Below are 20,709 nucleotides of genomic sequence, written 5' to 3'. Positions count from 1 at the left end.
GCGCGGGGCCGAGAGGTGGGGCACAGGGTGGCTAGGGGCAGCTCGGGATTCGTGGCCGGGCTCACCGCGGCGGCCATCGCCGCGGTCGGATTCCTCGCCTACCAGGCGTCGGCCAGCGTGCCCGACTCCCTGGGCAAGCCGCGGGTGAAGACGTCACCGAAGCCCACCGTGCCGAAGGCGCCCGAGGACAAGAAGAACGTTCCGGCGGCGCTGCCCGGCGACTCCGGCACCGGCGAGCGGGTGGTGTACGCGCTGGGGGACGACCGGGTGTGGCTGGTGGGCGCGGACGGCAAGGTCCGGCGCACGTTCGAGGTCACGCCGGGGACGGTGGATCCGGCGCCGGGCACGTACCAGGTGACGTCCAAGCGCCCTTCCGGGACCGGTTCGGACGGTGTCCAGGTGGAGCACATCGTGGTGTTCACGCTGCAGCCCGCGGTGATCGGCTTCAGCGCGGCGATCGACGGGTCGACGAGCGCGCCCGACGCCTCGAAGAAGCTGGGCGGGATCCGCGAGTCCCGGGCGGACGGCACCGCGCTGTGGGAGTTCACGAAGGACGGGGAGAAGGTCGTCGTCGTCCCCTGACGCGACTGCGCCCTACGCGGCTCTGCGGTGCTCCTCGGTGGCCGGCGCGGCCGGGGACGTGGCTCGGGGAGTCTCGGGCTCGGGGTCCCGCGGCGGGGTCGAGACCAGCTTCGCCGCGGCGCACGACGCCAGCAGGTCCCGCATCGACACCCCGGCGGCTCCGGCCGCCACGCGCGGTCGCGTCTCGTCTCGTTCTGAAGCCGGCATGGACGCCTCCTGGAGACACGAGGGCCGGCGCGGTTAGGTAGACCTGACCACGGACTGACATCCATGTGACCACGCCCGGCACCCGCGATGCAACATCATGCCGACACCTTGTCGGAACGTTCGGCGGACGAGCGCACGCCCCGGCGGTACGTCCGAAAGCCCGCCGATCGCGGCACCTCAGGCCCGGCTCAGGCCGACAGCACGCCCAGGTCGACGTTCGCCCAGCGGCGTCCGATGCCCGTGAAGGTGACAAGGCGCACTTCGTCCGTGGTGTCGCCGACCGCGCGGTGGATGACCACGTGGAGCCGGTCGTCCGTCAGCTCCTCGACCTTGCCCTCGCCCCACTCCACGACGACCACGGACTCCGGCAGCGAGACATCGAGATCGAGGTCCTCCATCTCGTCGAGGCCGCCGCCCAGCCGGTAGGCGTCCACATGGACCAACGGCGGGCCGTCATCGAGGGACGGGTGCACCCGGGCGATCACGAAGGTCGGGGAGGTGACCGCGCCCCGCACCCCGAGCCCTTCGCCGAGCCCGCGGGTCAGGGTGGTCTTGCCCGCGCCCAGCTCGCCGTTGAGCATCACGAGGTCGCCGGCGCGCAGCAGCTCGGCGAGCCGGCGCCCCAGCTCCCGCATCTGTTCGGGGGAGGTGATGGTGAGCCGGACGGTGACGCCGTCGGGTGCCGGGGTGTGCGGTGTTGCGAGTTCTTCCATCGTCACTCACTCGGAGTCGTGCGCTTGTTACGCCCCCGCCAGGGGATCGGTCCGGGCCGGACCGCGGCCGGAGACGGGACGCCACCTCACCTCAGGAGAAGGCGGAGCCACAGCCATCAACGGTAGCCGGGGCGGGCACCGCTCCCGTACGGGCGAGCAGATCGGCGAGGCGGTCGGTCACGGCCTCGGGGTGTTCCAGCATGACGAGGTGCCCCCCGTCGGGCACGAGCACCAGCTCGGCGTCGGGCAGCAGATCGGCGATCGCCTCGCTGTGCTCGCTCGGCGTGACCAGGTCCTGGACACCGGCCAGGACGAGGACCGGGAGATCGGCGAAGTGGGCGAGCGCCGCGGTCTTGTCGTGGTCGTCGAACGCCGGGTAGAACTCGGCGACGACATCGATCGGGGTGCCCTCGATCATCCGCTCGGCGAACCGGGCGATGGCCGGATCGACGTCCCGTGACGCGAACGAGTACCACTTGATGAGCCCCGCGAACAGGTCGGCGGTGGCCCGGCGCCCCCTCTCCACGAGCGCGACCTGCTGCCCCAGCGCCTTCAGCACGCCGGGCAGGATGCGCCGTATCGCGTTGACGCCCGCCATGGGCAGCCCGAAGTTGACCTCGCCGAGCCGCCCGGAGGACGTCCCGACGAGGGCGACGCCGACGACCCGCTCGCGGATCAGCTCGGGGAACTGGTCCGCCAGTGCCATGACCGTCATGCCGCCCATGGAGTGTCCGGCGAGCACGATCGGCCCTTCGGGCACGGCCGCGTCGATCACGGCCTTGAGATCGCGTCCGAGCTGGTCGATGGAGACGGGCGTGCCGTCGGCCTGCGCCTTGCCGCGCCCGGAGCGACCATGGCTGCGCTGGTCCCAGTGCACCGTCCGTACGACACCGCGCAACGCGGCCCGCTGGAAGTGCCAGGAGTCCTGGTTGAGGCAGTAGCCGTGGCTGAAGACGACGGTGACCGGGGCCGGGGCCTTGCGGCCGAAGAGCCGGCGGCGGCGCGGTGCCGAGCCGCCTTCCGGCTCGACGTCGTCCACCTCGTAGTACAGCTCGGTCCCGTCGTCCGCGTACGCCTTGCCGGGGGTGCCGCGCAGCCCGCCGTAGGGGCCCGCCGAGTCGAGGACGAGCCGGGCCTTGCGGCGCATGCTGCGGCCGACCGTCAGCCGTTCCATGGCCACACCCGCGGCGGCTCCCGCCGCGACCATGCCCAGCGCCGCGCCCGCGAGACCGGCGACGCGCCAGTTCCCGGCGGCGGAGGCGGCCTCGCCCGCGACGGCCTCCACGGCCCCGGCGCTGCTCTCGCTCACGTCCCGCTCCTCCCCGAGAGCTCCGCTCGTTCTGCTCATGACCCGGGGCCTGTTCCGAGGTGTCCGTCGTCGCGCGGACGACGGACACCTCGGAACAGGCCCCTGCCGGATTCACCCGGACGGGTCAGCCCTCGTGTTCGGTATCCACCTTCACGTAGACGCGCGGGATGCGGGTGCCGATCCGGGTCACGATTTCGTATGCAATCGTCCCGGCCGCCTGCGCCCAGTCCTCGGCGGTGGGCTCGCCGTGGTCGCCGGAGCCGAAGAGGACGGCCTCCGCGCCCGGCGCCGGCTCGTCGCCGCCCAGGTCCACCACGAACTGGTCCATGGCGATCCGGCCCGCGACCGTACGCGGCTTGCCGTCGACCAGGACCGGGCCCGCCCCGGAGGCATGGCGCGGGATGCCGTCGCCGTAGCCGACGGGGACCAGGCCGAGGGTGGTGGTGCCGGGGGTGGTGTAGAGGTGCCCGTAGCTGATGCCGTGGCCGCCGGGGACCTGCTTCACCAGGGCGAGCGAGGCCTTGAGCGCCATCACCGGGCGCAGCCCGAGGTCGGCCGGGGTGCCGAGGTCGGGGCTCGGCGAGATGCCGTACATCGCGATGCCCGTACGGACGAGGTCGAAGTGGGCCTCGGGCAGGGTGAGCGCGGCGGGCGAGTTGGCGATGTGGCGCACCTCGGGCTGCACGCCCTGCGCCTCGGCGTACGCCACCATCTCGCGGAAGCGGGTGAGCTGGGCCTGGATCGAGGGGTGGCCGGGCTCGTCGGCGCAGGCGAAGTGCGACCACAGGCCCACCACGGTGAGCAGGCCGTCCGCCTGGGCGCGCAGGGCCTCGGCGACGAGTTCGGGCCAGTCGTCGGGCTGGCATCCGCCCCGTCCGAGACCGGTGTCGGCCTTGAGGTGGACGCGGGCGGGCGCGCCCACGGCGGCTGCCGCCTCGCGCACCTCCGCGAGGGCCCACAGGCCGCTCACGGACACGTCGACATCGGCCTCGATCGCCTGCCGCCAGGGGCCGCCGGGCGTCCAGAGCCAGCACATGAGACGCCCCGGGAGGCCCGCCTCGCGCAGGGCGAGGGCCTCCTCGGGCGTGGCCGTACCGAGCCACCGCGCACCGGCTTCGAGGGCGGCGCGGGCGCACGGCACCGCGCCATGTCCGTACGCGTCCGCCTTGACCACGGCCATCAGGGCCGCGCCCGGCGTGCGGGCACGCAGGGCTCGTACGTTCGCTCGAAGGGCCGCCAGGTCGATCTCGGCGCGGGCACGGAAGGGTGCTGTCTTTGAACTTGTCATGGCGCCCCAGTGTCTCAAAAGCGGTCGATGGTGATCCGGCACCGGTACCGCTCGGGTCTCAGGTGCCGGGCTTGCGCCCCCATACGTACACGCGGTCGCCCTCCTTCAGGAACCCCCACAGCGCGCGGGCGTCGGCGGGGCGCATGTTCACACATCCGTAGGAGCCCTCCCCGCTCGTGATGTCGTCGTCCACGGCGTGGAAGGCCTGGCCGCCGCTGAAGAACTGGCTGTACGGCATGGGGGTGTCGTAGAGCGTCGACCAGTGGTTCCGGTGCTTCCAGAAGATCTTGTGCCAGCCGGTACGGGTCCGGTACCCCGGGCCGCCGGTGCGGACCGGGACGGGGCCGTAGACCACGTTCTCCCCCTTCTGCACCCAGGTGAGCTGGCGCGTGAGGTCGACGCAGGCGACGCGGTACGCGCGTACGGGGCACTTCCTCGGGGCGTCGGGGGCGGCGGCGACTGTGGTGGCCGAGGAGAGGGCGGTGGCGACGGTGAGGAGGACCGTGGCACCGCGACCGGCCATGCGTGTACTGATCATGTGATCAGACAAGCGCGAGCGCGACGGTGCGACGGAGCCGCCGCGCTCGCGGGTCACCCGTACGCAGGCGCCACACGTGCGCGCGGCCCCGGCGGGCGGTCGTTCAGTCGCGTACGTCCCGCCAGGCCTCCGGGAGCGCATCTGCCACGTCGTGCGCCCCCGCGGGCGCGCCGTCCGCCGCGTAGCGGCCCGCGAGGCCGTGCAGATACGCCGCCGTGCTCCCGGCGTCCCGGGGCGAGAGGCCGGCCGCGAGCAGCGAGCCGGAGAGCCCCGAGAGCACATCGCCGCTGCCCGCGGTCGCCAGCCACGGCGTGCCCGTCGCGTTCACCCGCACCGGCCCGCCCCCGGGGTCCGCCACCAGCGTGGTCGAGCCCTTGAGCAGCACGGTCGCGTCGTAGCGCGCCGCCAGTTCCCGTACCGCCGTGAGCCGGGCGCCCTCGACCTCCTCGCGCGAGATACCGAGCAGGGCGGCGGCCTCCCCGGCGTGCGGGGTCAGCAGGGTGGGGGCCGAGCGACGGCGTACGGCGCCCCGGTCGGCCAGTCGCAGCCCGTCCGCGTCGATGAGCACGGGGACCTCGGCCTTCAGCACCTCCGCCACGGACCGCGCCTCGTCCCCGGCGCCGGGCCCGACGACCCATGCCTGCACCCGCCCGGCCTTCGCGGGACCCTTGTCGGACACGAGGGTCTCCGGGAAGCGGGCGATCACCGCGCTCGCGGCGGGCCCCACGTACCGCACGGCCCCGGCCCCGCCCCGCAGCGCGCCCGACACCGCGAGCACGGCCGCGCCGGGGTAGCGGGCCGACCCGGCGGCGATCCCGACCACCCCGCGCCGGTACTTGTCGCTCTCCGGGCCCGGCAGCGGCAGCAGCGCCGCCACGTCCGCGTGCTGCAGCGCCTCCAGTTCGGCCTCCTCGGGCAGGTCGAGCCCGATGTCGACGAGGCGTACGGTGCCGGCGTACTCGCGTGCCGGATCGACGAGCAGCGCCGGCTTGTGCGTACCGAAGGTCACGGTGAGGTCCGCCCGTACGGCCGCCCCTCGTACCTCCCCGCTGTCGGCCTCCACCCCGCTCGGCAGGTCCACGGCGACGACGGCCGCACGTGAGCGCGCGGCGAGCGCGGCGAGCCGTGCGGCGTCCGCCCGCAGGCCGCCCTTGCCACCGATGCCGACGATCCCGTCCATGACCAGGTCGGCCCGCCGGATCGTCTCCTCGGCGGCCACCGCGGGGTCCGCGACCGTGCCACCGGCGCGCCGCAGGGCCGCGAGCCCGCCCCGGTGCGCGCGGTCGGGCGTGAGCGGCAGCGCGGTGACGCCGGCCCCGCGCCGGGCGAGCCGCGCCCCCGCGTACAGGGCGTCGCCGCCGTTGTCCCCGCTGCCGACCAGCAGCACCACCCGGCTGCCGTACACCCGGCCCAGCACCTGGGCGCAGGTCGCGGCCAGTCCGGCGGCTGCGCGCTGCATCAGCGCGCCTTCCGGTAGCCGTGCCATGAGCGCCCGCTCGGCCGCCCTCACCGTCTCCACGCTGTACGCAGTACGCATACCGCCGAGTCTCCCGCACCGCTGTCGCCGCACGGCGGAGGCGCTACCCCTCGGCGACGACCACCGCGGACGCGACACCCGCGTCATGACTGAGGGACACATGCCAGGACCGCACGCCGAGTTCGGCGGCACGGGCCGCGACCGTGCCCGTCACACGCAGCCGCGGCTGCCCGCTGTCCTCGACGTACACCTCGGCGTCCGTCCAGTGCAGCCCACTGGGCGCACCCAGGGCCTTGGCCAACGCTTCCTTGGCCGCGAACCGCGCCGCCAAGGAGGCGAGCCCCCGCCGCTCCCCACTGGGAAGCGACAACTCCCGCTCCACGAAGAGCCGTTCGACCAGCCCCGGGGTACGCTCCAGCGCGGCCCGGAACCGATCGATCTCGGCCACGTCGATACCGACTCCGATGATGCTCATCCGGGCACTCTACGATCCGCCCGGCGCCTCGCCCGGTTGCCCTACTTGCCGCTGTTCTCCGCGAGGGTGTGCGCCACCAGGGCGTTGGCGTGGCCGTGGCCCAGGCCGTGCTCGGACTTGAGCCAGTTGACCAGTTCCATGTGCTTGGTCAGCGGCGAGGAGCGGATGAGGTCCGTCCACTCGGCGATCGGGCGGCCGTACTTCTTCTCGATGGAGGGGAAGTAGCTGGCGGGGCCGTTGGCGGGTGCGGTCATGACGGGTGGTCCTTCCTGGCGGCTGCGTTCGTACGGTCGTCGGTGCGGCCTGTATACAACGTACGTAGCAATGACCGGAGTTGGGACGGGAATTCATCGGTCGGGCTCGGAGGTCGCCTCGGAGGTCGGCTCGGACGGCGGTGAGTTCGGCCGGTTCGGTGAGTTCGGTGAGTTCGTCGAGTGCCCTCTCACCGTCACCTGAAATCCAGCCACCTGAAATCCGGTCACCTCATGTCGGACACCCCTGCTAACCTGCGCAGACTCGATCACACCGTGCACACCGGCGGTTCACATTCGCGCCCGTTCGTGCACCTGTGGATCACATCGCGCGCCCTGGGGGTCAGTCGGCGCGTGCTGCGGTCGGCACACATTCGATACGCCAAGGGGGCGGAGCCATGAGCAGGAGCAGCGGCGGCGGAGAGGGCGACGGGGGCAGAGCCGAGCGGGCCTCGGCGCTGGTGACCGACCCGTTCGACGCGCATCCCGGACTCGCCCCGCTGCGCACCGCGGCCCGGGCCGGTGACTGGGCGGCCACCCAGGACTTCTTCGCCGGGCTCGACTCCGTCGACAAGACCTCCGTCGCCGTCGGCGCGTTCGGCGGCATCGCCGGGACCGAGACCTACCTGGAGAAGGCCGTGGCGGCCCTGCCCGGCGACCCGCTGGCGCGCACGCTGCTGGCCGAGCGGTACATCCGCATCGGCTGGGAGATCCGCAGTGGTGCCCGTGCCGAGCACGTCTCGCGGGACCAGTTCGACCGGTTCCACTCCTGGCTGCGCAAGGCCGAGCAGTTGCTGATCGAGGTCTGCGCGGAGCAGCCCGCGTACGCCCCCGCCTGGACGTCCCGCATCACCCTCGCCCGCGGTCTGCAACTGGGGCAGTCCGAGGCCCGGCGCCGCTACGACCGGCTGTCCGCCCATCACCCCCACCACTTCAGCGCGCAGACGCAGTTGCTCCAGCAGGTGTGCCCCAAGTGGGGCGGTTCCTGGGAGGCCGCGCACGGCTTCGCCCAGGAGTGCGCGGCCTCCGCGCCGGACGGCTCGCACGCCGGGATCCTGGTCGCCGAGGCCCATATCGAGCACTGGCTGGAGCTGGAGGACAGCGAGGCGACGGCGTACATGCACGGCGTACCCGTCCGTGACGACCTGCGCCACGCCGCCCTGGTCTCCGTGCTGCACTCGGCCTACCGCCAGGACTGGCACTGGATCACCGGCCACAGCACCTTCGCCCTCGCCTTCTCGCTCGGCGGCCATCTCGAGGACGCCGCCCGGCACTTCGCCGCCCTGGGCTCGATGGCCTCCGAGTCCTCGTGGCAGTACCTGGGCAACTGGCAGAGCCGGTTCATGAAGTTCCGCAAGGCCGCGCTGGCGACGCTCTGAGAGGGAGGACGACGGACAGATGACCACGTATGACGCGTATGACCGGACGACCGTGGACGACACGACCGCGGGCCGACCCGACGGTGCCGAACTCGCCGCCCTCGACGGCCTGATCGCCCACACCACCGCCCAGGGCGTTCCCGTCCTCCACGCTCCGCGCCCCGGCGAGATCACCGCCGGTCTCTTCTTCCGCGTGGGCCGGGCCGACGAGACCCTGCCCACCTCCGGCATCACCCACCTCGTCGAACACCTCGCCCTGCACCGCCTCGGCCTGTCCGACCTGCACTACAACGGCGCCACGGCGAACGCGTACACCCTCTTCCACGTCACCGGCAGCGAGGCGGAGGTCGTCGCGTATCTCAACGCCGTCTGCGCGGCGCTGCGCGACCTGCCGCTGGACCGGCTGGAGACGGAGAAGGAGATCCTCCGCACCGAGGCCGCGGGGCGCGGCGCGGGTCCGGGCACCCCGATGCCGCTGTGGCGTTACGGCGCCCAGGGCTACGGCCTGTCCAGCTACGACGAACTCGGCACCCTGCGGCTGACCGCCGACGAGGTACGGCAGTGGGCCGAGACCCGCTTCACCCGGGACAACGCGGTGCTGTGGATCACCAGCGACCACGTACCGGACGGCCTGGACCTCACGCTGCCCGCCGGCCGCCGCATCCCGGCACCGGCCCCGTCCAGCGCGCTGCCCGTCACGCCCGCCTACATCCGCGGCGAGGACGGCCATGTCGTCCTCACCTCGGTCCTGCGCCGCACCACCGCGGCGGCCGTCTTCACCGACGTCCTCGGCCGCGCCCTCTACCAGGATCTGCGACAGGAGGGCGGCTACTCGTACACGGCCGACGCCGACTACAGCCCGCGCGACGCGGACTTCGCCACGCTCACCGCGTACGCCGACGCGTTGCCCCGGAAGCAGGCGGCGGTGGTCGGCGGGTTCGTCGACACGCTCGCCCGGCTGCGCGCGGGCCGTATCGAGCAGGCCGAACTGGACGCCGTACGCGGCAAGATGCTCAAGATGTACGACACCCCCGACCTCGGCGCCGCCCTGCTGCCGACGTACGCGCTCAGCCTGCTGCTCGGCCACCGGCTGCTCTCCCCCGAGCAGCACAAGGCCGAGCTGAACGCGGTCACGGTCGCGGATCTGCGCGAGGTCGCGCGCGAGGTGTGGGACGGCGCGCTGCTCCAAGTGCCCACCCAGGAGGCCGAATGGGCGGGGTTCACGCCCGCCCCGCAGTACTCCTCGACACCGGTCGTCGGCACCCGGCACCCCTCGCTGGAGGACGACGACGTCACGCTGGTCATCGGCGAGCAGGGCGTGAGTCTGCTGCTGCCGGGCGGCCCGGTCACCGTGCGGTTCCACTCCTGCGCCGCGATGACCGCCCGCCCCGACGGGGCCCGCGAACTGACCGGCCTCGACGGCTTCCGCGTGGCCATCGAGCCCACCCTGTTCCGGGGTGTGACGGCCCAGCGGATCGCGGCGCTGGACGCGGCCGTCCCCGCCGAGCTGGTCGTCCCCCTGCCGGCCCGTGACCCGGAACGGATCCCGCGCCCGCGCGAGCGGCAGAGCGGCGCGCGGGCGGCCGGGAACGCCGACGGCGGCAAGGCGGCGCGGAGATGGCCGCTCGGGCTCATCGGCATGGTGGTGCTGGACGTGGTGTTCGTCCTGGCGATCCTGACCGCCGCCCTCGACGCGTCCGACGCGGAGCACCCGGCGTGGTACTACCTCGCCCGCGCGATCGTGCCGGGCGCCATGCTGGCCTACTACACCCATCGGGCGTACCGCCGCGCCCAGGACGCGCGCGGCTGAGCACGGACCTCGCCCGGCCCCGGCTTCCGGGGGCCGGGCGTCGGCTCGCTACTCCACCGTCACCGACTTCGCCAGGTTGCGCGGCTGGTCCACCTCGTTGCCCCGGGCCGTGGCCAGTTCGCAGGCGAAGACCTGGAGCGGCACCGTCGCCACCAGCGGCTGGAGCAGGGTCGGGGTCGCCGGGATACGGATCAGGTGGTCGGCGTACGGGACCACGGTCTCGTCGCCCTCCTCCGCGATCACGATCGTGCGGGCGCCCCTCGCCCGGATCTCCTGGATGTTCGAAACGATCTTGTCGTGCAGGACCGAGCGACCACGCGGCGACGGCACCACGACCACCACCGGCAGGTCCTCTTCGATCAGTGCGATCGGCCCGTGCTTCAACTCGCCCGCCGCGAAGCCCTCGGCGTGCATGTACGCCAACTCCTTGAGCTTCAGGGCGCCTTCCAGCGCCACCGGGTAGCCCACATGCCGCCCCAGGAACAGCACGGTGTTCTTCCCGGCGAGCGAGCGCGCCAACTCCCGTACCGGCTCCATGGTTTCGAGGACCCGCTCGACCTCGTGGGAGATCTTCGACAGATCGCGGATGACGGCCCCGATCTCGTCGCCCCACTTCGTGCCGCGCACCTGCCCCAGATACAGGGCCACCAGATAGCAGGCGACGAGCTGCGTCAGGAACGCCTTCGTCGACGCGACCGCGACCTCCGGGCCCGCGTGCGTGTACAGCACGGCGTCCGACTCGCGGGGAATCGTGGAGCCGTTGGTGTTGCAGATCGCCAGCACCCTGGAGCCCTGCTCACGGGCATGCCGCAGCGCCATCAGCGTGTCCATGGTCTCGCCGGACTGGGAGATGGCGACGACCAGCGAGCGCGAGTCGAGGATCGGGTCCCGGTAGCGGAACTCGCTGGCCAGCTCGACCTCGCAGGGGATGCGGGTCCAGTGCTCGATGGCGTACTTGGCGATGAGCCCGGCGTGGAAGGCGGTCCCGCACGCCACGATCACCACCTTGTCGACCTCGCGCAGTTCGGCGGCGGAGATCCGCAGCTCGTCCAGGCACAGCGAACCGGCCGCGTCGATCCGGCCGAGCAGGGTGTCGGCGACCGCCTTGGGCTGCTCGGCGATCTCCTTGAGCATGAAGTAGTCGTAGCCGCCCTTCTCGGCGGCCGAGACGTCCCAGTCGACATGGAAGCTGCGGACGTCGGCGGGCCGTCCGTCGAAGCCGGTGACCGTCACGCCGTCCCGGCGCAGCTCCACCACCTGGTCCTGGCCCAGTTCGATCGCGGAGCGCGTATGGGCGATGAACGCCGCCACGTCCGAGGCGAGGAACGCCTCGCCCTCCCCGACACCGACCACGAGCGGCGAGTTCCGCCGGGCGCCCACGACCACGTCCGGCGCGTCCGCGTGCACCGCGACCAGGGTGAACGCGCCCTCCAGCCGACCGCACACCAGCCGCATCGCCTCCGCGAGGTCCTCGGTCACCGAGAACTCCTCGGCGAGCAGATGCGCGACGACCTCGGTGTCCGTCTCGGAGGCGAGGACGTGGCCGCGCTCCTCCAGCTCGGCCCGCAGCACCGCGAAGTTCTCGATGATGCCGTTGTGGACGACGGCGACCCGGCCCGCGTTGTCGAGATGCGGATGCGCGTTGGCGTCGGTCGGGGAGCCATGGGTGGCCCACCGGGTGTGTCCGATGCCGGTGGGACCGGTCGGCAGCGGCCGGTCCGCCAGCTCCTTCTCCAGGTTGACCAGCTTCCCGGCCTTCTTGGCCGAGGCCAGGCCGCCGTCCGCGAGGACGGCCACGCCCGCCGAGTCGTACCCCCGGTACTCCAACCGCTTCAGTCCCGCCACGACCACGTCGAGCGCCGACTGCGGCCCCACGTATCCCACGATTCCGCACATGTGCCGCAGCCTACGGTCAGTGCGGCACCCCGACCTCCCGAAGCCTGCCCGAATTCGGAAATTCCCAGCGCACGCGAGGCCGGGGAAGCCGACCCGATCAGCCGAGCTTGGCGAGCTGGGCGTCGACGATCTGCGTCGGGAAGGCGAAGTCCTTGCCGGTGGCGAGGGAGGTGATGTTGATGGCGGGGAAGGAGGCGAGCGTGGCACCCTTGCGGACCACCACGGCCTTCACCGGCGCCTTGACCCCGTCGGCGTCCACCGTCAGCGTCAGGGCCAGCGCCTCGTCGGCGCCGCCGGGCTCCTCGGTCGTCGCCACCTTCACGACCTTCGTCTTCGTGCCGTTCGCGGTGTAGGAGAAGCCACCGGAGCACTTCCCGACGGCCGTCTTCAGGTCCTTCATCGCCTGCTCGGCGCCGCCGTTGTCGTAGCTGGTGAGCGTCTCGACGGCCTTCGCGTAGTTGGCGACGGCCAGCATCTTCTCCTCGTCACTGGCCCCCGCCCCGGCCTTCTTGGCGTCGCCGGTCCACGTGCGCTTCACCGTGGCCGCGGGCTTGCCGAGATACGTGGCCGCCGCGACGTACGCGAGCGGGGTGCACGCCGCGTCGTCCGACGTCACCTTGTCCTGCGCGAGGTCGTCCCCCGGCACGACCTTGGTGATGACCTTGCCGCTCTTGACGTCCGCCTGGGCGAGCGCGGCCTTCTCCAGCTCCGCAGCGCTCAGCGCCTTGGCGGGCGCGGCGGAGGGGCTCTTCTCCGCCTGGGCCGCCTTCGCGTCGTCGCTCTTGCCCTCGCTGTCGGAGGATCCGCACGCGGTGGCGAGCAGCGCGAGGGCCGCGGCGGAGGCGGCGAGAGCGGTACGACGGACGGCGATGGTTCTCATGGAAGGGCGTTCTCTCTGTTCGTGCCTGCGGATTCCCCCCGCACGCTTTGCGTCCCCTTTATGCCCTACTTACCGTCAGATGATCAAATTCATATCGCCCGGCCACCTCGTCCAGCCATCGTCCGGCCACCGCGAGCCCGCCCGCGCGCCCCGGCGTGACGCAGCCCACGCGGCCACCCGTTCGAACTCCGTTAACAATGGACTGTGATCTCTCCGGTCCCCTCGATGCCCCGGAGCGCCCACCGGTCCAGGCCGGAGGCGACTCCCTACGTCGACCTCACCCGTGCCGAGTGGAGCGCGCTGCGCGACAAGACGCCGCTGCCGCTGACCGCCGAGGAGGTCGAGAAGCTGCGCGGTCTGGGCGATGTCATCGACCTCGACGAGGTGCGCGACATCTATCTGCCGCTGTCCCGGCTGCTCAATCTCTATGTGAAGGCCACGGACGGCCTCAGAGGCGCCCTGAACACCTTCCTCGGCGAACAGGGCTCCCAGTCCGGCACGCCCTTCGTCATAGGCGTCGCCGGCTCGGTGGCGGTCGGCAAGTCGACCGTCGCCCGCCTGCTGCAGGCCCTGCTGTCCCGCTGGCCCGAACACCCGCACGTGGAACTGGTCACCACGGACGGCTTCCTGCTGCCCACCGAGGAACTGCGCGACCGCGGCCTGATGTCCCGCAAGGGCTTCCCCGAGTCCTACGACCGCCGCGCCCTGACCCGCTTCGTCGCCGACATCAAGGCCGGCAAGGACGAGGTGACGGCCCCCGTCTACTCGCATCTGATCTACGACATCGTCCCCGACCAGGTCCTCACGGTCCGTCGCCCGGACATCCTCATCGTCGAGGGCCTGAACGTGCTCCAGCCCGCCCTGCCCGGCAAGGACGGCCGCACCCGGGTCGGCCTCGCGGACTACTTCGACTTCAGCGTGTACGTCGACGCCCGCCCCGAGGACATCGAACGCTGGTATCTCAACCGGTTCCGCAAGCTCCGTCTGACCGCCTTCCAGAACCCGTCCTCGTACTTCCGCAAGTACACCCAGGTCTCCGAGGAGGAGGCGCTCGACTACGCCCGGACGACCTGGCGGACCATCAACAAGCCCAATCTGCTGGAGAACGTGGCCCCGACCCGGGGCCGCGCCACGCTGGTGCTGCGCAAGGGGCCGGACCACAAGGTCCAGCGGCTGAGCCTGCGCAAGCTGTAGCCCGCCGGAACGCACTCGGCACGCCCACCCCGCGAGGTGAGCGTGCCGAGAAGTCGTGAAGGTGTCAGCCGAGCGCCGACTTCACCGTGTCCGCCAGGCGTCCGGCCACCGAGCGCGCCTGGTCGATGTCGGCCGCCTCGACCATGACCCGCACCAGCGGCTCCGTGCCCGAGGGCCGCAGCAGCACCCGCCCGGTCGCCCCCAGCTCGCGCTCCGCCTCGGTGACCGCCGACACCAGCTCCACGGACGTACCCACCCGGGACTTGTCCACGTCCGGGACGTTCACCAGCACCTGCGGCAGCCGCTCCATCACGGACGCGAGGTCCCTGAGCGTACGGCCGGTCTCGGCGATCCGCGCCGCCAGCAGCAGGCCGGTCAGCGTGCCGTCACCGGTGGTGGCGTGGTCGAGGATGATGACGTGGCCGGACTGCTCGCCGCCGAGCGCGTAGCCCTTCTCCTTCATCTCCTCCAGCACATAGCGGTCGCCGACCGCGGTCTGCACCAGCTCCAGCCCCTCGCGCTCCAGCGCGAGCTTGAAGCCGAGGTTGGACATGACGGTCGCGACGACGGTGTCGGAGCGCAGGGTGGAACGTTCCCGCATGGCCAGCGCGAGCACGGCCAGGATCTGGTCGCCGTCCACCTCCTCGCCGGTGTGGTCCACGGCCAGGCAGCGGTCCGCGTCGCCGTCGTGCGCGATACCGAGGTCGGCACCGTGGTCGAGGACGGCGGCGCGCAGTTGCTCCAGATGGGTGGAGCCGCAACCGTCGTTGATGTTGAGGCCGTCCGGCTCCGCGCCGATCGTGACGACCTCCGCGCCCGCGCGCGAGAAGGCCTCGGGCGAGACCCGGGCGGCGGCGCCGTGCGCCTCGTCGAGGACGATCTTGAGCCCGTCGAGCCGGTTCGGCAGGGCCTTCAGAAGGTGGGAGACGTACTGGTCGAAGCCCTCGTCGTACGTGCGCACCCGGCCGACCCCGGCGCCCGTGGGCCGGTCCCAGGGGGCGCCGGTGCGGTGCTCCTCGTAGACGGACTCGATCCGGTCCTCCAGCTCGTCGGCGAGCTTGTGGCCGCCGCGGGCGAAGAACTTGATGCCGTTGTCGGGCATGGCGTTGTGGCTGGCGGAGAGCATCACGCCCAGGTCCGCGCCGAGCGCGCCCGTCAGATGGGCGACGGCGGGGGTGGGCAGCACCCCGACACGGAGCACGTCCACGCCCGCGCTCGCGAGACCGGCCACCACGGCGGCTTCCAGGAACTCCCCGGACGCCCGCGGATCGCGACCGACGACCGCCGTCGGCCGGTGGCCCGCGAAGGTGCCCGCCTCGGCCAGTACGTGCGCCGCCGCCACGGAGAGGCCGAGCGCCATCTCGGCCGTCAGATCCGCGTTGGCGACACCGCGCACGCCGTCCGTGCCGAAGAGTCGTCCCACTGTGGTGTCCTCCGAACTTGCTGCGAATGTGCGGCTCATGCCAAGTGTGCGGACAGGAGCCGGGTACGACCAATCGTCCGAGGGCCCTGTCTTCGAGGCTTGCGCATGGAGCGCTCCGCGTCCCGCGGGAATGCTCCATAAGCCGGTGGCAAGCAACCGTCCCAGGTAAACGTACGCCCCGGCGGCACGAAGTGTGCTGCCGGGGCGGCGGTTTGCCCGCAGCAGGCGGTACGAAGCCTGCTGCGGGCAGCGAAACGCGGTTTAGCGCTTGCTGTACTGCGGAGCCTTGCGGGCCTTCTTCAGACCGGCCTTCTTGCGCTCGACCGCACGGTCGTCGCGGCGGAGGAAGCCCGCCTTCTTCAGGGCGCCACGGTTGTTGTCGACGTCCGCCTCGTTCAGCGCACGGGCGACACCGAGACGGAGCGCACCGGCCTGACCGGAGACACCGCCACCCGCGATGCGGGCGATGACGTCGTAACGGCCCTCGAGCTCGAGCACCTTGAAGGGCTCGTTGACTTCCTGCTGGTGCACCTTGTTCGGGAAGTAGTCCTCGAGGGTGCGACCGTTGATCTTCCACTTGCCGGTGCCCGGAACGATCCGGACACGGGCGATGGCGTTCTTCCGGCGGCCCAGGCCGGCGGCCGGCTGGGGCTCACCGAAGCGGGAGGCCATGGACTCGGAGGTGTACTCACCCTCCAGCGGGACCTCGGTCTCGGTGGTGTAGCTGTCGATGTCAAGCTCTTCGAGCGGCTGCTCGGCAGTGGTCTCGGCCACGATTCTCCTCAGATTCTCTTCAGTCTTAGGGGGTGGGCCGGACTTACTGCGCGACCTGGGTGATCTCGTACGGCACCGGCTGCTGGGCAGCGTGCGGGTGCTGGTCGCCCGAGTAGACCTTCAGCTTCGAGAGCATCTGACGGCCGAGGGTGTTCTTGGGGAGCATGCCCTTGACGGCCTTCTCGACGGCCTTCTCGGGGTTGTTCTTCAGCAGGTCGTCGTAGCGGACCGAACGCAGACCACCCGGGTAGCCGGAGTGGCGGTACGCCATCTTCTGGGTCCGCTTGTTGCCGGACAGGTGCACCTTGTCCGCGTTGATGATGATGACGAAGTCACCCGCGTCCACGTGGGGCGCGTAGATCGGCTTGTGCTTGCCGCGCAGCAGGGTGGCGGCGGTGGTGGCGAGACGACCCAGGACAACGTCCTGAGCGTCGATGACGTGCCACTGACGCGTCACATCGCCGGGCTTGGGGCTGTACGTACGCACAGTTAGGCCTTCGCTTCTTCAGTGAGGTTCCAGACAAGGTCACCGAAGACGATCACGACAGCCCTGACCGCACCACGGTGACGCAAACCGCGTGCTGGTCGCTGGTCATCGGCCCGGTGGACCGGTGTAAGGGCCCCTCACGTGAGAATGAGCAAGCCAATACACATAACGAACAGCCAGGATAACGGGGGCGCCCGTACGGGTCAAAACAGCACCCCTGGACCGGCCCGTCCAGGGTCTTTCGTTTGGACCAGGCCGGATCAGGGAGCGGGGTCTGGTGCTGGGGGCACCTCCCACGCCGTTCAGGCAGTGGGGGAGCATCGCAAGGCGGAGGAGGGCGGCAGGGCGGAGCCCTGCCAACCGACGACAACGCGGCTGGGGGTCCCCCCTGCTCGAAGAGCTTGGGGGAGCGGTGCCAGACCCCGCGAGCCCGGCATGATCCAAACGAGAGGCCCTAAGATGCGCCGCATGACTTATGGGCAGGGGGAGCCCCCGTCGTGGGATCCCTGGAAACCGAGTTCCCAGCAACCTCAGGACAACGGCGGCGGCACTCCTGACTGGGCCGCCCTCGCCGATGCCTCCGAGGCCCGCGCCAAGCGCCGTCGGCTCCTGCTGATCCTCGGCGGCGCCCTGGCCACGGTCGCGGTGGGTGCCGCGGTCGCCGTGGCGGTCGTGACCGCGGACCGCGGCTCCGCGGCCTCCGGCGACCCCACCCCCGCACTGCCCGGCGCCTCCCACATCCCGAGCGAGAGCGCCGACCCGGCCCCGTCGTTCGCGCCGACCTCGGCTCCTCCCCCGCTGGACCCGATGGACTTCATCTCCAGCGCGAAGAAGGACACGGCCCCGATCAGCGCGGACACGCTCTTCCCCGGCACCGAGCTGACCGTGGCCTCGCACGTCTACAAGAAGGGCCCGACGGCCACCACGACGAACTGCGCCTCCGCCGCGCAGGGCACGCTCCCCGCCCTGCTCAGCGGCAACGGCTGCACCCGCGTCATCCGCGCCACGTACACCAAGGACGCCGTCGCGGTGACGGTCGGCGTGGCCCTCTTCGACACCACGGCCCAGGCGACCAAGGTCAAGCAGGGGGCCGATGCCAAGAGCAACGTCGCCTCGCTCAGCGGTGGCGGCGTGCCCGCGTTCTGCCGTACGACGGTCTGCCGCCGTACGACCAACTCCGTCGGCCGCTACGCGTACTTCACCCTCGCCGGATTCACCGACGGCAAGAACGTGACGGCCAAGGACGCACAGGTGTTCACGGCCGGGGACGATGTGGCCGAGTTCGCCTTCCGCCAGATCCGCCGCCGCGGCGAGGCCCAGGCCTCCGCCGCCACCGAGCAGTGACCTGAGGGCGGCTCCGCGGTGATCACCGCGGAGCCCCTTTCAGCGCACCTCAGTGCACCTCGCCGCGCACTCGCCGCGCCTGCCGCTGGCGCTCGGCGAGCTGGTCGTCCGCCGGGTACGCGACCTCTTCCAGGGTCAGCCCGAGCGCGCGTACGACATGGACGGCGCTGTCGCGGACACCGGCGTCGAGGACGTTCCGCGGCCACTCCACACCCCGGTGACCGTCGCCCACGAACAGCAGGGCGCCGACCATGGAGCGCACCTGGTTGTGGCAGAACGCGTCCGCGCGGACCTCGATCTCGACTATGCCGTCCGCCTTCCGGCGCACCCCGAAGTCGAGGATCTCGCGGATCGTCGTCGCGCCCTCGCGCTTCTTCGCGTACGCGGCGAAGTCGTGCTCCCCGATCAAGGACTTCGCGGCGGTGTCCATGACGTCGACGTCCAGCGGCCAGTCGTGCCACAGGACGTGGTTGCGCAGCAGGGGATCCACCCCGCCGGGGTTGTCCGTGACGCGGTAGACATAGCGCCGCCACATCGCGGCGAACCGGGCGTTGAAGCCGCTCGGCGCCTCCCTGAGCGCCCAGACCCGCACATCCCTGGGCAGCCGCCCGGCGAGCCGCTTGAGCAGCTTGCCGCTCTGCTCGGCCCAGACCTCCCGGTCCAGATCGACATGGGCGACCTGGCCCCTGGCGTGCACCCCGGCGTCGGTCCGCCCGGCCACCGTCAGCTCGTAGGTCCGCCCGGACCGGGTGACCGTACGCAGCGCGTCCTCGATCTCCCCCTGCACGGTCCGCCGACCACCGGCCTGCTTGGCCCAGCCGTGGAAGTCGGTGCCGTCGTAGGACAGGTCGAGGCGGATACGGACGTGTCCGGGCTGTACTTCGTCACTCACTCCTGAATCCTCTCAGGTACGCGAAAGCGGGCCCGCCCCCAAGGGGCGGACCCGCTCACTGCGAGGGATTGCCTCAGGCGTCCTTCGACTCCTCGGCGGCGTCCTCGACCTTGGTCTCCTCGACCTTGGCCTCGTCGGCCTCCTTGACCGCACGCTTGGTGGCGGCCTCGGCCTCACCCACGGCCTTCTGCTGCACCGTCAGCGCCTCGACCAGCTCGATCACGGCCATGGGCGCGTTGTCGCCACGGCGGTTACCGATCTTGGTGATGCGGGTGTAGCCACCCGGACGGTTCTCGTAGCGCGGGCCGATCTCGGTGAAGAGCGTGTGGACGATGCTCTTGTCCGTGATCACCTGGAGCACCTGACGGCGGTTGTGAAGGTCGCCCTTCTTCGCCTTGGTGACCAGACGCTCGGCGTAGGGACGCAGCTTGCGCGCCTTCGCCTCGGTGGTGGTGATACGACCGTGCTCGAACAGCGCCTTCGCGAGGTTCGCGAGGATCAGCTTCTCGTGCGCGGCGCTGCCGCCCATGCGGGCACCCTTGGTGGGCTTCGGCATTGTGTCTCTCCTTGGTATCTGCCCCGGCCGTGTCAGGTACCGGGGTCAGTATCCGAGCAGGCGGTCGCCTGTCGGAGATCCAGGCCCCCGAAGGGACCTGGAAGGGGTGCGAGGCCGAGCGCTCAGTACTGCTCGGTCTCGACGAACCCGGCGTCCGCGTCGTCGTCGGCGCCGAAGGCGTCGGCGGCGGCGGTCGGGTCGAATCCGGGCGGGCTGTCCTTGAGGGCCAGGCCCATGCCGGCCAGCTTCGCCTTGACCTCGTCGATGGACTTCGCACCGAAGTTGCGGATGTCCAGCAGGTCGGCCTCGGAGCGCGCGACCAGCTCACCCACGGAGTGGATGCCCTCACGCTTGAGGCAGTTGTAGGAGCGGACCGTGAGCTCCAGCTCCTCGATCGGCAGCGCGAGATCGGCGGCCAGGGCGGCGTCCGTGGGGGACGGGCCCATGTCGATGCCCTCGGCGTCGATGTTCAGCTCGCGGGCCAGACCGAACAGCTCCACCAGGGTCTTGCCGGCGGACGCCATGGCGTCACGCGGACGCATGGCCTGCTTGGTCTCGACGTCGACGATCAGCTTGTCGAAGTCGGTGCGCTGCTCGACACGGGTCGCCTCGACCTTGTAGGTGACCTTGAGAACCGGCGAGTAGATGGAGTCGACCGGGATACGGCCGATCTCCTGGCCCACCTGCTTGTTCTGCACGGCGGAGACGTAACCGCGACCGCGCTCGACGGTCAGCTCCATCTCCAGCTTGCCCTTGCCGTTGAGCGTGGCGAGGACCAGGTCGGGGTTGTGTACCTCGACACCGGCCGGGGGCGCGATGTCGGCGGCGGTGACCAGACCCGGGCCCTGCTTGCGCAGGTACATCACGACCGGCTCGTCGTGCTCCGAGGAGACGACGAGCTGCTTGATGTTGAGGATCAGGTCGGTGACGTCCTCCTTGACGCCCGGCACGGTGGTGAACTCGTGCAGAACGCCGTCGATGCGGATGGACGTGACCGCCGCACCCGGGATCGAGGACAGGAGCGTACGGCGCAGGGAGTTGCCGAGGGTGTAGCCGAAGCCCGGCTCCAGCGGCTCGATCACGAACCGGGAGCGGAACTCGTCGACGACCTCTTCGGTCAACGAGGGACGCTGAGCGATCAGCATGTGTGGATCAGATCCTTCAGTCGTGGGCGCCCGCTATATGACGCCCGACAGATCCCGCGCGCCATGACGGCACGGGGGGCTATTGCAAG

At 71.4% G+C, this 20,709-nt stretch carries 21 protein-coding genes and 1 pseudogene; 6 read left to right on the top strand and 16 right to left on the bottom strand.

The annotated features are described in order from the left end of the window. Nucleotides 1-27 precede the first annotated feature (27 nt). Nucleotides 28-582 carry a hypothetical protein gene (locus NGF19_RS11750; protein ID WP_252424652.1) on the top strand — a complete coding sequence of 185 codons (555 nt, stop codon included), beginning with the start codon at nucleotides 28-30 and terminating at the stop codon, nucleotides 580-582. Nucleotides 583-594: 12 nt separating this feature from the next. Here NGF19_RS11750 and NGF19_RS11745 read toward each other — a convergent pair whose 3' ends face one another. The 8 genes and pseudogenes from NGF19_RS11745 to NGF19_RS11710 form a co-directional block, all read right to left on the bottom strand. Beyond that, complete coding sequence (locus NGF19_RS11745) at nucleotides 595-789, bottom strand: hypothetical protein (protein ID WP_252424651.1); 195 nt, start codon at nucleotides 787-789, stop codon at nucleotides 595-597. A 188-nt stretch (nucleotides 790-977) separates the two neighbouring features. Then, nucleotides 978-1,502 carry a tRNA (adenosine(37)-N6)-threonylcarbamoyltransferase complex ATPase subunit type 1 TsaE gene (tsaE, locus tag NGF19_RS11740; RefSeq protein ID WP_252424650.1) on the bottom strand — a complete coding sequence of 175 codons (525 nt, stop codon included), beginning with the start codon at nucleotides 1,500-1,502 and terminating at the stop codon, nucleotides 978-980. Between the two features lie 91 nt (nucleotides 1,503-1,593). Continuing rightward, nucleotides 1,594-2,811 carry an alpha/beta fold hydrolase gene (locus NGF19_RS11735; RefSeq protein WP_252424649.1) on the bottom strand — a complete coding sequence of 406 codons (1,218 nt, stop codon included), beginning with the start codon at nucleotides 2,809-2,811 and terminating at the stop codon, nucleotides 1,594-1,596. Between the two features lie 124 nt (nucleotides 2,812-2,935). Next, nucleotides 2,936-4,099 (bottom strand): alanine racemase, encoded by a 1,164-nt coding sequence (gene alr / locus NGF19_RS11730; RefSeq protein ID WP_252424648.1) that lies wholly within the window; start codon nucleotides 4,097-4,099, stop codon nucleotides 2,936-2,938. A gap of 58 nt (nucleotides 4,100-4,157) precedes the next feature. Further along, a pseudogene (locus tag NGF19_RS11725) lies at nucleotides 4,158-4,547 on the bottom strand (L,D-transpeptidase); the annotation flags it as partial. Nucleotides 4,548-4,740: 193 nt separating this feature from the next. Further along, nucleotides 4,741-6,174: an NAD(P)H-hydrate dehydratase gene (locus tag NGF19_RS11720; protein ID WP_252424647.1), complete on the bottom strand. Its 1,434-nt coding sequence runs from the start codon at nucleotides 6,172-6,174 to the stop codon at nucleotides 4,741-4,743. A gap of 43 nt (nucleotides 6,175-6,217) precedes the next feature. Next, nucleotides 6,218-6,589, bottom strand: a complete 372-nt coding sequence (locus NGF19_RS11715) for a holo-ACP synthase (protein WP_252424646.1) — start codon at nucleotides 6,587-6,589, stop codon at nucleotides 6,218-6,220. 41 nt (nucleotides 6,590-6,630) lie between these two features. After that, complete coding sequence (locus NGF19_RS11710; RefSeq protein WP_252424645.1) at nucleotides 6,631-6,843, bottom strand: DUF4287 domain-containing protein; 213 nt, start codon at nucleotides 6,841-6,843, stop codon at nucleotides 6,631-6,633. Nucleotides 6,844-6,913: 70 nt separating this feature from the next. On the opposite strand from NGF19_RS11710, the gene NGF19_RS30650 reads away from it, so the two are divergent. From NGF19_RS30650 to NGF19_RS11700, 3 genes are all read left to right on the top strand, one after another. Then, nucleotides 6,914-7,045: a hypothetical protein gene (locus tag NGF19_RS30650; protein ID WP_289734661.1), complete on the top strand. Its 132-nt coding sequence runs from the start codon at nucleotides 6,914-6,916 to the stop codon at nucleotides 7,043-7,045. A gap of 193 nt (nucleotides 7,046-7,238) precedes the next feature. Further along, nucleotides 7,239-8,219 (top strand): hypothetical protein, encoded by a 981-nt coding sequence (locus NGF19_RS11705; protein ID WP_252424644.1) that lies wholly within the window; start codon nucleotides 7,239-7,241, stop codon nucleotides 8,217-8,219. Nucleotides 8,220-8,238: 19 nt separating this feature from the next. Continuing rightward, nucleotides 8,239-10,029, top strand: a complete 1,791-nt coding sequence (locus NGF19_RS11700) for a M16 family metallopeptidase (RefSeq protein ID WP_252424643.1) — start codon at nucleotides 8,239-8,241, stop codon at nucleotides 10,027-10,029. A 48-nt stretch (nucleotides 10,030-10,077) separates the two neighbouring features. Here NGF19_RS11700 and glmS read toward each other — a convergent pair whose 3' ends face one another. Together glmS and NGF19_RS11690 are read right to left on the bottom strand one after the other, a co-directional pair. Next, on the bottom strand, nucleotides 10,078-11,925 hold the full coding sequence (gene glmS, locus NGF19_RS11695; protein WP_252424641.1) for a glutamine--fructose-6-phosphate transaminase (isomerizing): 1,848 nt from the start codon (nucleotides 11,923-11,925) through the stop codon (nucleotides 10,078-10,080). A gap of 97 nt (nucleotides 11,926-12,022) precedes the next feature. Continuing rightward, nucleotides 12,023-12,805, bottom strand: a complete 783-nt coding sequence (locus NGF19_RS11690) for a hypothetical protein (RefSeq protein ID WP_252424639.1) — start codon at nucleotides 12,803-12,805, stop codon at nucleotides 12,023-12,025. Between the two features lie 225 nt (nucleotides 12,806-13,030). Here NGF19_RS11690 and coaA point away from each other — a divergent pair, with 225 nt between their 5' ends. Further along, a complete protein-coding gene (gene coaA / locus NGF19_RS11685) occupies nucleotides 13,031-13,999 on the top strand; it encodes a type I pantothenate kinase (RefSeq protein ID WP_252424637.1) in 969 nt (322 codons plus the stop codon). Between the two features lie 64 nt (nucleotides 14,000-14,063). On the opposite strand, the gene glmM is transcribed toward coaA, so the two are convergent. From glmM to rplM, 3 genes are all read right to left on the bottom strand, one after another. Further along, nucleotides 14,064-15,422 (bottom strand): phosphoglucosamine mutase, encoded by a 1,359-nt coding sequence (gene glmM, locus NGF19_RS11680; RefSeq protein ID WP_252424734.1) that lies wholly within the window; start codon nucleotides 15,420-15,422, stop codon nucleotides 14,064-14,066. Between the two features lie 261 nt (nucleotides 15,423-15,683). Beyond that, a complete protein-coding gene (gene rpsI, locus NGF19_RS11675; RefSeq protein ID WP_252424636.1) occupies nucleotides 15,684-16,196 on the bottom strand; it encodes a 30S ribosomal protein S9 in 513 nt (170 codons plus the stop codon). 43 nt (nucleotides 16,197-16,239) lie between these two features. Further along, nucleotides 16,240-16,683 (bottom strand): 50S ribosomal protein L13, encoded by a 444-nt coding sequence (gene rplM / locus NGF19_RS11670; protein ID WP_252424634.1) that lies wholly within the window; start codon nucleotides 16,681-16,683, stop codon nucleotides 16,240-16,242. A gap of 468 nt (nucleotides 16,684-17,151) precedes the next feature. Here rplM and NGF19_RS11665 point away from each other — a divergent pair, with 468 nt between their 5' ends. Continuing rightward, entirely contained in the window at nucleotides 17,152-18,027 is an 876-nt protein-coding gene (locus NGF19_RS11665) for a hypothetical protein (RefSeq protein ID WP_252424632.1), read from the top strand. A 49-nt stretch (nucleotides 18,028-18,076) separates the two neighbouring features. On the opposite strand, the gene truA is transcribed toward NGF19_RS11665, so the two are convergent. The 3 genes from truA to NGF19_RS11650 all read right to left on the bottom strand — a co-directional run bounded on the left by truA (nucleotide 18,077) and on the right by NGF19_RS11650 (nucleotide 20,620). Next, nucleotides 18,077-18,919, bottom strand: coding sequence for a tRNA pseudouridine(38-40) synthase TruA (gene truA, locus NGF19_RS11660; protein WP_252424630.1), 843 nt, complete (start codon nucleotides 18,917-18,919; stop codon nucleotides 18,077-18,079). Nucleotides 18,920-18,992: 73 nt separating this feature from the next. Continuing rightward, nucleotides 18,993-19,475, bottom strand: coding sequence for a 50S ribosomal protein L17 (gene rplQ, locus NGF19_RS11655; protein WP_252424629.1), 483 nt, complete (start codon nucleotides 19,473-19,475; stop codon nucleotides 18,993-18,995). 122 nt (nucleotides 19,476-19,597) lie between these two features. Then, the gene (locus NGF19_RS11650) at nucleotides 19,598-20,620 is read right to left on the bottom strand and encodes a DNA-directed RNA polymerase subunit alpha (protein ID WP_003966937.1); all 1,023 of its coding nucleotides are present in this window, start codon (nucleotides 20,618-20,620) and stop codon (nucleotides 19,598-19,600) included. Nucleotides 20,621-20,709: the final 89 nt, after the last annotated feature.

Origin of the sequence: Streptomyces macrolidinus, assembly GCF_023887685.1 — a bacterium.
Taxonomy (GTDB): domain Bacteria; phylum Actinomycetota; class Actinomycetes; order Streptomycetales; family Streptomycetaceae; genus Streptomyces; species Streptomyces macrolidinus.
This window is presented reverse-complemented; position numbering and strand designations above follow the sequence as displayed.

Coding starts and splice junctions, on each gene's coding strand:
- rplQ (WP_252424629.1), bottom strand. CDS start 19,475: ATGCCGAAGCCCACCAAGGGTGCCCGCATGGGCGGCAGCGCCGCGCAC.
- NGF19_RS11665 (WP_252424632.1), top strand. CDS start 17,152: ATGACTTATGGGCAGGGGGAGCCCCCGTCGTGGGATCCCTGGAAACCG.
- NGF19_RS30650 (WP_289734661.1), top strand. CDS start 6,914: ATGACCGGAGTTGGGACGGGAATTCATCGGTCGGGCTCGGAGGTCGCC.
- coaA (WP_252424637.1), top strand. CDS start 13,031: ATGCCCCGGAGCGCCCACCGGTCCAGGCCGGAGGCGACTCCCTACGTC.
- tsaE (WP_252424650.1), bottom strand. CDS start 1,502: ATGGAAGAACTCGCAACACCGCACACCCCGGCACCCGACGGCGTCACC.
- NGF19_RS11720 (WP_252424647.1), bottom strand. CDS start 6,174: ATGCGTACTGCGTACAGCGTGGAGACGGTGAGGGCGGCCGAGCGGGCG.
- NGF19_RS11715 (WP_252424646.1), bottom strand. CDS start 6,589: ATGAGCATCATCGGAGTCGGTATCGACGTGGCCGAGATCGATCGGTTC.
- NGF19_RS11650 (WP_003966937.1), bottom strand. CDS start 20,620: ATGCTGATCGCTCAGCGTCCCTCGTTGACCGAAGAGGTCGTCGACGAG.
- NGF19_RS11690 (WP_252424639.1), bottom strand. CDS start 12,805: ATGAGAACCATCGCCGTCCGTCGTACCGCTCTCGCCGCCTCCGCCGCG.
- NGF19_RS11745 (WP_252424651.1), bottom strand. CDS start 789: ATGCCGGCTTCAGAACGAGACGAGACGCGACCGCGCGTGGCGGCCGGA.
- NGF19_RS11710 (WP_252424645.1), bottom strand. CDS start 6,843: ATGACCGCACCCGCCAACGGCCCCGCCAGCTACTTCCCCTCCATCGAG.
- NGF19_RS11700 (WP_252424643.1), top strand. CDS start 8,239: ATGACCACGTATGACGCGTATGACCGGACGACCGTGGACGACACGACC.
- glmS (WP_252424641.1), bottom strand. CDS start 11,925: ATGTGCGGAATCGTGGGATACGTGGGGCCGCAGTCGGCGCTCGACGTG.
- NGF19_RS11705 (WP_252424644.1), top strand. CDS start 7,239: ATGAGCAGGAGCAGCGGCGGCGGAGAGGGCGACGGGGGCAGAGCCGAG.
- alr (WP_252424648.1), bottom strand. CDS start 4,099: ATGACAAGTTCAAAGACAGCACCCTTCCGTGCCCGCGCCGAGATCGAC.